General features: G+C 66.4%; 6 protein-coding genes. 3 read left to right on the top strand and 3 right to left on the bottom strand.

From position 1 onward, the window contains the following. Positions 1 to 407: hypothetical protein (locus tag PV768_RS08955; protein WP_421092825.1), on the top strand; the 407-nt coding region annotated here is incomplete at its 5' end. Positions 408 to 412: 5 nt separating this feature from the next. Here PV768_RS08955 and tyrS read toward each other — a convergent pair. Genes tyrS through PV768_RS08940 form a run of 3 tightly spaced genes read right to left on the bottom strand, consistent with a single transcriptional unit; the run spans position 413 to position 4,716 of the window. Continuing rightward, positions 413 to 1,726: a tyrosine--tRNA ligase gene (gene tyrS, locus PV768_RS08950; RefSeq protein WP_321215896.1), complete on the bottom strand. Its 1,314-nt coding sequence runs from the start codon at positions 1,724 to 1,726 to the stop codon at positions 413 to 415. A gap of 34 nt (positions 1,727 to 1,760) precedes the next feature. Next, entirely contained in the window at positions 1,761 to 3,989 is a 2,229-nt protein-coding gene (locus tag PV768_RS08945) for a HelD family protein (protein ID WP_421092824.1), read from the bottom strand. Between the two features lie 52 nt (positions 3,990 to 4,041). Continuing rightward, the gene (locus PV768_RS08940; protein WP_157238550.1) at positions 4,042 to 4,716 is read right to left on the bottom strand and encodes a DNA-3-methyladenine glycosylase; all 675 of its coding nucleotides are present in this window, start codon (positions 4,714 to 4,716) and stop codon (positions 4,042 to 4,044) included. A gap of 116 nt (positions 4,717 to 4,832) precedes the next feature. On the opposite strand from PV768_RS08940, the gene PV768_RS08935 reads away from it, so the two are divergent. Next, on the top strand, positions 4,833 to 6,371 hold the full coding sequence (locus PV768_RS08935) for an AlkA N-terminal domain-containing protein (RefSeq protein WP_421092823.1): 1,539 nt from the start codon (positions 4,833 to 4,835) through the stop codon (positions 6,369 to 6,371). Then, positions 6,368 to 6,862 carry a methylated-DNA--[protein]-cysteine S-methyltransferase gene (locus PV768_RS08930; RefSeq protein WP_157238552.1) on the top strand — a complete coding sequence of 165 codons (495 nt, stop codon included), beginning with the start codon at positions 6,368 to 6,370 and terminating at the stop codon, positions 6,860 to 6,862. Before PV768_RS08935 ends, PV768_RS08930 begins: the two co-directional genes overlap by 4 nt.

Genomic DNA, 6,862 nt, shown 5'->3' with positions numbered 1-6,862 from the left:
GGTCAATTCAACCAATCACTAAAACAATTGGTATCAACAAACTTGGCACACTATTGAGTTCTCAAACAACAGACACATTCGAATATTCCCGAAAACAATTCAATTCAATGAATTTCTATTTCGTATTTCTTCGCTGCGATGTTTCAATCTTATTTCATTCATTTTCACTTTGCAAATCCGGTTGTTTTCCCGGAATTCACTCTGCGGAACGAATCCGCCCATCAAAAACCGGAGCAATTTCTTCCGTCAGTGCTTCTGCACATCGTGAAGTTGCTTCACTTTTTGGTGGGGGTTGGTCGCTATTTTTCCGCTTCAGCGGCGGCGACTCAGAAAACATTACACGCTCCCCCGCGGCCGTGCAAATCGGCTGCGGAGGAGCGTGCAGGGGGTCTTCGCGGGGCGGGTGATAAGCCTAGGGAACCAGGACTTCCACGGTAGCGAGGTTCTTCTTTCCGCGGCGCAGGAGCAGGTACTGCCCATGCAGAAGTTCGGACTCCGAAATCACGGCTTCGGGGTCGGACACCTTCTCGTTGTTGACGTAGGCTCCGCCTTCACCAACCGTCCGCCTGGCGGCCGACTTGCTTTCGGAGAGGCCGGAGGCAACCAGCAGGTCCACGATTCCCATCGCATCCACCTGGACAGTTGCAGAGGGAAGCTCTGACGTTGCCGCCTGCAGCGTGGGCTTGTCCAAGGCTGTGAGGTCGCCGTTCCCGAAAAGCGCTGCGGAGGCCGCGATGACCTTCTCGGTGGCTTCCACTCCATGCACGAGGGACGTCACTTCATAGGCAAGCTTCCGCTGTCCCTCGCGGGCGAACGGGCGCTCAGCAACAGCCACGGCGATTTCTTCAATCTCGGCCCGGCTAAGGAAGGTAAAGACCTTCAGCCGGTTCACGACGTCGGCATCCGCCGTGTTGACCCAGAACTGGTAGAAGGCATAAGGGCTGCACATGCCGGCGTCCAGCCAGATGGCGTTGCCCTCGCTCTTACCGAACTTGGTGCCGTCGGCGTTGGTGATCAACGGAGTTCCCAGGGCGTGGACGCTCTTGCCCTCCACCTTGCGGATCAGCTCGGTTCCGCTGGTGAGGTTGCCCCACTGGTCCGAGCCGCCGGTCTGCAGCACGCAGCCATAATCCCGGTACAGCTGGAGGTAGTCCATCCCCTGCAGGATCTGGTAGCTGAACTCCGTGTAGCTGATGCCCTCATCCGAGTGCAGCCGGGAGGCCACGGCGTCCTTGCGCAGCATGGTGCCCACGCGGAAGTGCTTTCCCACGTCACGCAGGAAGTCAATGGCGCTCAGCGGCGCGGTCCAGTCCAGGTTGTTGACCATCCGGGCTGCGTTGTCACCCTCGAAGCTGAGGAACCGGCGGACCTGCGCCTGGAGGTAGCCCACCCACTCGGCGACGGTGTCCTTGGTGTTCAGGGTGCGTTCGGCCGTGGGACGGGGATCGCCGATCATGCCGGTGGAACCGCCCACGAGCCCGAGGGGCTTGTGGCCGGCCAACTGCAGCCGGCGCATGAGCAGGAGCTGGACGAGGTTGCCCAGGTGCAGGCTCGGCGCGGTGGGATCGAAGCCGCAATAGTACGTCACCGGGGCGCCGGCGAGCAGTTTTTCGAGTTCTGCTTCGTCGGTGGAGACGTGGACCAGGCCACGCCATTTCAGCTCCTGCCAGACATTGGCAAAAGTGGCGTCGTTCTGCTGCGATTCGAGGCTGTTGAGTTCTGGCACGCCTTCTAAGTTAGCAGTATTGCGGCAGGCAGGATCAGCGCTTGATCCCGGCCGGCACAGGTTCCGAAGCAATAAGCCGCAGCCGCTGGGTGGCGCGGGTCATCGCGACGTACAGGTCCCCCACCTTGCCGTGCTCATGGTTCAGCATCATGGACGGCTCCAGCACCACGACGCCGTCGAACTCCAGCCCCTTGGCTTCCCGGGGGCTGATCACCACGATGTCCTGCTCATAGCTGCCTGCACCCGCGCCCACGCGGCGCCCGTAGGCGGCGCGCAGGGCCGCAGTGGCTTCCGGCAAAAAGGCGCCGTCCGCGATGACGGCAAGGAGTCCGCCGTCGAGCGCGTCCAGTTCCTCGGGCAGGACCTCAACCAGGCGGCTGACCACCTGGCCCGGATCCACCTCGTCGATGACGGGCGACCAGCGTCCTTCGCGGACAGCCTTGGGCGCCGAGACCACCAGTCCGGCTGCGTTGGCCATCCGGACCGCGGCTTCGGCGATCTGGGAGGGGGTCCGGTAGTTGACCGTCAGCTCCTCCAACTGCCAGCGCTCACCGAACATCGGAGCAAGCGCGCCCTGCCACGAATTCGCGCCGGCCACCGAACTCGTCTGCGCGATGTCCCCGACGATCGTGAAGGACTTCAGGGGGCACCGGCGGACCAGCAGGCGCCACTGCATGGGCGATAGCTCCTGCGCCTCGTCCACCACGATGTGGCCGAAGGCCCAGGTGCGGTCGCTGGTGGCGCGCTCGGCAGCGGTCTGCCTTGTTTCCTGCTCCTGGTTTTGCTCGGCCAGTTCCTCGGCCGACATCAGCGGGTCCACGCCCGCCGCCTCCATGTTGACCAGCGTCTGCTTCGCGTTCGCAAGGTCCCGGGCGCGGTCGTGTTCCTGCTGGGCCAGGCCACGCCCCGCAGCCGGATCAAGCTCGCCGAGCAGCTCCGCAGCCTCATCCAGGAGGGGTACGTCGGATTCCGTCCAGGGCGCGTCCGCGGGGCGCAGCAGCAGGGCGCGCTCCGCCGGGGCGAGCTTGGGCGTGCAGGCTTCCAGGATGGCAGGCTTACTGAAGAGCTCGGAGATCAGCTTTTCCGGCGTCATGGGCATCCAGCAAAGGTTGAGGGCGATCCGCACGTCACGGGCGCTGCGCACATCCTCGGCAAGGTAGGAGCGGTCGGCGTTGTTGCCGATGTTTCCGGCTTCCACGAGCTCCGTCATCTGTTCGGTCAGTTCCCGGAGCAGGATCTTGACGAACGTCACGCGTGCCTCGTTGTGGGGCTTGCCGGTGGAGCGTGCCCGTTCCCTTGCCCGGCGCACCTGGCGCTGGGTCAGCACGAGTTTCCGGCCGTCGACTTCAAGGATGCGGTCCTCGGCGGGCATTCGCTGCCGGTTGGCCACGGCATTGGCCACCACGCCGGCCATGTCCAGCCGGCCCTTGATGGCGGCAACCGCGGCGTCCGGCTCGGGGACAGCGTGGATTCCGGGCATGAGGCGGCCGACGCTGGCCATGACCACGCCGGTCTCACCGAGGGATGGCAGCACCCGTTCGATGTACTTCATGAACGACGACGACGGGCCCACCAGCAGGACGCCGGCGGTCTTGAGGCGGTCGCGGTGGGTGTAGAGCAGGTAGGCGGCGCGGTGCAGGGCAACAGCGGTCTTGCCGGTACCGGGACCGCCCTGCACCACGAGCGCGCCGGAAATCGACGAACGGATGATCCGGTCCTGCTCGGATTGGATGGTGCTGACGATGTCCGACATCCGGCCGGTCCGCTTGGAGTTCAGCGCGGCGAGCAGGGCGCCTTCGCCCTGCAGCGACTCGTTGTCCGCAAGCATGTCCGCGTCAAGGACGTCGTCCTCGATGGCCTTGACCTCACGGCCCTGCAGGATGAGGTGCCGGCGGCGGCGGACGCCCTGCCGGTCAAACGCAGTGGCCTGGTAGAAATGGCCGGCCTCGGGCGCGCGCCAGTCCACCATGAGCCGTTGCAGGTCCTCGGTGGTGAGGCCAATGCGGCCAATGTACTGCGCTTCGCCTGAGTCCAGGTCCAGGCGGCCGAAGACCAGGCGGTCGTCTACAGCATCCAGCTGCGCCAGGCGGTCCTCATACAGTGCAGCGAACGCGTCACGTTCCGAAACGTTCTGCATGGTGCCCACGGCCCCGGCCCGGCGGACCTGGGCCAGTTGGCGGCGCTTTTCCTCGCGCAGCTCTTCCAGCCGCGCATACAGGCCGGCAACATAGTCCCGTTCGTGGGCCAAATCGGCGTCGAGCATTTAACGTTCCCCTATCGCAAAAGACAGACCTACCATTCTACAACCATTTCCGTTAACGCCCGTGAAACCCGGCCGGATCCGGTTTTGCCCTCCTGGGCTTGGCGGCCTTGTACTGGGAGACGGTGGGGTCGCCGGTGATCCAGAAGCGCCAGGAGTACTGGTCCGTTCCACCTGCACCGGACACTCCCACGCGAGGGCCTGAACTCACCGGCTGGCCGGGGCGGGGCGGAAGCACCAGCCCGAAAGGCGGCGCCAGTGCATCGCGGCCGCTGTCCGCCGTCGTCATCCCCATGGCTTTGGCCAGCCGCGCGGGACCCCTTGCCAGGTCGGCAGGATCCTTGGACGTGGGGCGCCGGCGCCGGGCAAGGTCCACGCCGTCCACGATCTCCCCGGCCCGCAGCAGGAGGGCGGAAGCCGTTCCTTCCGGTCCGCACACAAGGTTGGTGCAGTGATGCATCCCGTAGGTGAAGTAGACATACAGGTGCCCCGCCGGGCCAAACATGGGTGCGTTGCGAGGCGTGGGGCCCCGGTAGGTGTGCGAGCCGGGGTCCGGGTGGAGCGAATCCTCGGGCCCGAGGTAGGCCTCCACTTCGGTGAGCCGGACGGACACCACGCCTTCCCGGGACTCGTGCGTCAGCACCGCCCCCAGCAGCAGGGGCGCCAACTGGCGGGCATCTCCGGAAAGGAAATCCCGCAGCGATGTGCCGGCCAGCGGATTTCTGCTCATGGCCAGACTCTATCCAAAGCCGGCGGCCAATACGGATCATTTTTGGTACGGGCAGGGGAAACGGCCCTGTCCGATTTCCGCTAGCCCGGACCCAGTGCGGCTGGCAGGATGGAGGAATGGACTTCTGGCAGCGCTACCGGGCAATCGATGCCAGGGACACCCGGTTCGACGGGCAGTTCTACACTGCCGTCCGGACCACGGGCATTTACTGCCGCCCGTCATGCCCGGCCCGGACACCAAAGCCGGCCAACGTTACGTTCTACGAGACCTCCGCAGCGGCCCACGACGCCGGCTACCGGGCCTGCAAGCGCTGCCTTCCGGAGGCTGTTCCAGGGACACCGGCCTGGAACGTTCGCCAGGATGTTGCCGGGCGCGCCATGCGGCTCATCAACGACGGCGTGATCAATAGGGACGGCGTGGAGGGCCTGGCAGCCCGCCTGGGCTATTCGTCCCGCCAGCTCAACCGCATCCTCAGCCAGGAACTGGGGGCGGGGCCGCTGTCGCTGGCCCGGGCCGGGCGGGCGCAAACCGCCCGCACCCTGCTGGTGTCCACTTCCATGAAGCTAGCGGACATCGCCTTCGCGGCCGGCTTCAGCAGCGTCCGCCAGTTCAACGACACCATGCTGGAGGTCTTCGACATGACCCCCACTGCCCTGCGCGCGGCGCGGCATCCGAAGGCCCCCGCCGGCTCCACCGCCATCACCCTCCGCCTCCCCTACCGGGAACCCTTCGACCCCGGGATTTTCACGTTCCTTGCCGTTCGCGCCCTCCCCGGAATCGAAACCGGCACCGCGGCGTCCTACGCCCGCACGCTGCGGCTTCCGCACGGGGACGCGAGGTTCCGGGTGGATTACGACGACGGCGCTCCCGGGCGGCCGCTGACCCTCACCATCGGCGCGGTGGACCTCCGCGACCTGCCGGCCCTGCTGAGCCGCGTCCGGAGGCTGTTCGACCTGGACGCGGATCCGGTTGCCATCGACAGCGCGCTGGCCGGGGACGGCCGGCTGGCGGCCGCGGTGGCAGGCGCCCCGGGGATCAGGATGCCCGGAGCGATGGATCCCGCGGAAATGCTGGTCCGCGCGATGATCGGGCAGCAGGTCACCGTAGCTGCGGCGCGGACCGCACTCACTCAGCTGGCCGCCGTCGGACGCCCCAGCCAAAGCCCCGGCGAAGGCCTTGACCGCATGTTCCCCACCGCAGCGGAAATCGCCGCGGACGGCCACGCCCTCCTGCGCGGGCCCCGGAAGCGAACCGAGGCACTCCGGGCAGCCGCTTCCGCGTTGGCGGAAGGTAGGCTCGATTTCGGCTACGGCGACGACCTGGCCAGCCTTGGCGCGAAGCTGCTGCCGCTGGCGGGGGTTGGACCATGGACGGTGGGCTACCTCGCCATGCGGGTGCTCGGCGCCCCGGACATATTCCTTGCCAACGATGCGGCGGTGCGGAACGGAATCAAGGCGCTGAGCGGTGTGGCGGATGCGGGACCCGATTTCCACGGTGCTGCGGCCCCAAGCGCTGGCTTCCATGACGTCAGCCCGTGGCGCTCCTATGCCACCATGCACCTGTGGCGGGCGGCGGCGCGCCCTGCCGCGGCAGTCAACAGCACAACAGGCACCAGCACAACAGGCACCGGCACAACAGAGAAGGCGAACCGATGAAGGCCCAGTTGCTCCAGATGTCCACCCCGGACGGACCGTTCACCATCCTTGCCCGGGACGGCGTGGTCCTTTCCAGCGGCTGGACCGGCAATCCCGGCGACCTGACCGGCCAGGTCCACCCTTCCCTGCGGCCGGCCTCGATTGAGCTGGTCACCAGCCTGGGGGAAATCTCGGCTGCCGTGGAGGCGTTTTATGCGGGCGATCCGGCGCCGGCCATGCGGGTGCCCGTGCGGCAGAAGTCCGGGCCGTTCCGTGCCCACGCGTGGGATGTGCTCCGGCTGGTGCAGCCTGGTTCCCCGGTAACGTACACCGAGTACGCCGGGCTGGCCGGCAACCCCAAAGCTGTCCGGGCGGCCGCCAGCGCCTGTGCCTTCAATGCGGCAGCCCTGTTTGTGCCCTGCCACCGCGTGATCCGCACGGACGGTTCACTGGGCGGCTTCCGGTGGGGACTGCCCATCAAGCAGAGCCTGCTGGCACGCGAAGCCGCCTGA

Source organism: Pseudarthrobacter sp. CC4 (assembly GCF_048957775.1).
Taxonomy (GTDB): domain Bacteria; phylum Actinomycetota; class Actinomycetes; order Actinomycetales; family Micrococcaceae; genus Arthrobacter.
The sequence above is the reverse complement of the archived record's forward strand: the minus strand, read 5'-3'. Positions and strand labels throughout refer to the sequence as shown.

What these genes read in the sequence shown, in the direction of transcription:
- PV768_RS08930 (WP_157238552.1), top strand. Translation starts at nt 6,368, where the DNA reads ATGAAGGCCCAGTTGCTCCAGATGTCCACCCCGGACGGACCGTTCACC.
- PV768_RS08940 (WP_157238550.1), bottom strand. Translation starts at nt 4,716, where the DNA reads ATGAGCAGAAATCCGCTGGCCGGCACATCGCTGCGGGATTTCCTTTCC.
- PV768_RS08935 (WP_421092823.1), top strand. Translation starts at nt 4,833, where the DNA reads ATGGACTTCTGGCAGCGCTACCGGGCAATCGATGCCAGGGACACCCGG.
- PV768_RS08945 (WP_421092824.1), bottom strand. Translation starts at nt 3,989, where the DNA reads ATGCTCGACGCCGATTTGGCCCACGAACGGGACTATGTTGCCGGCCTG.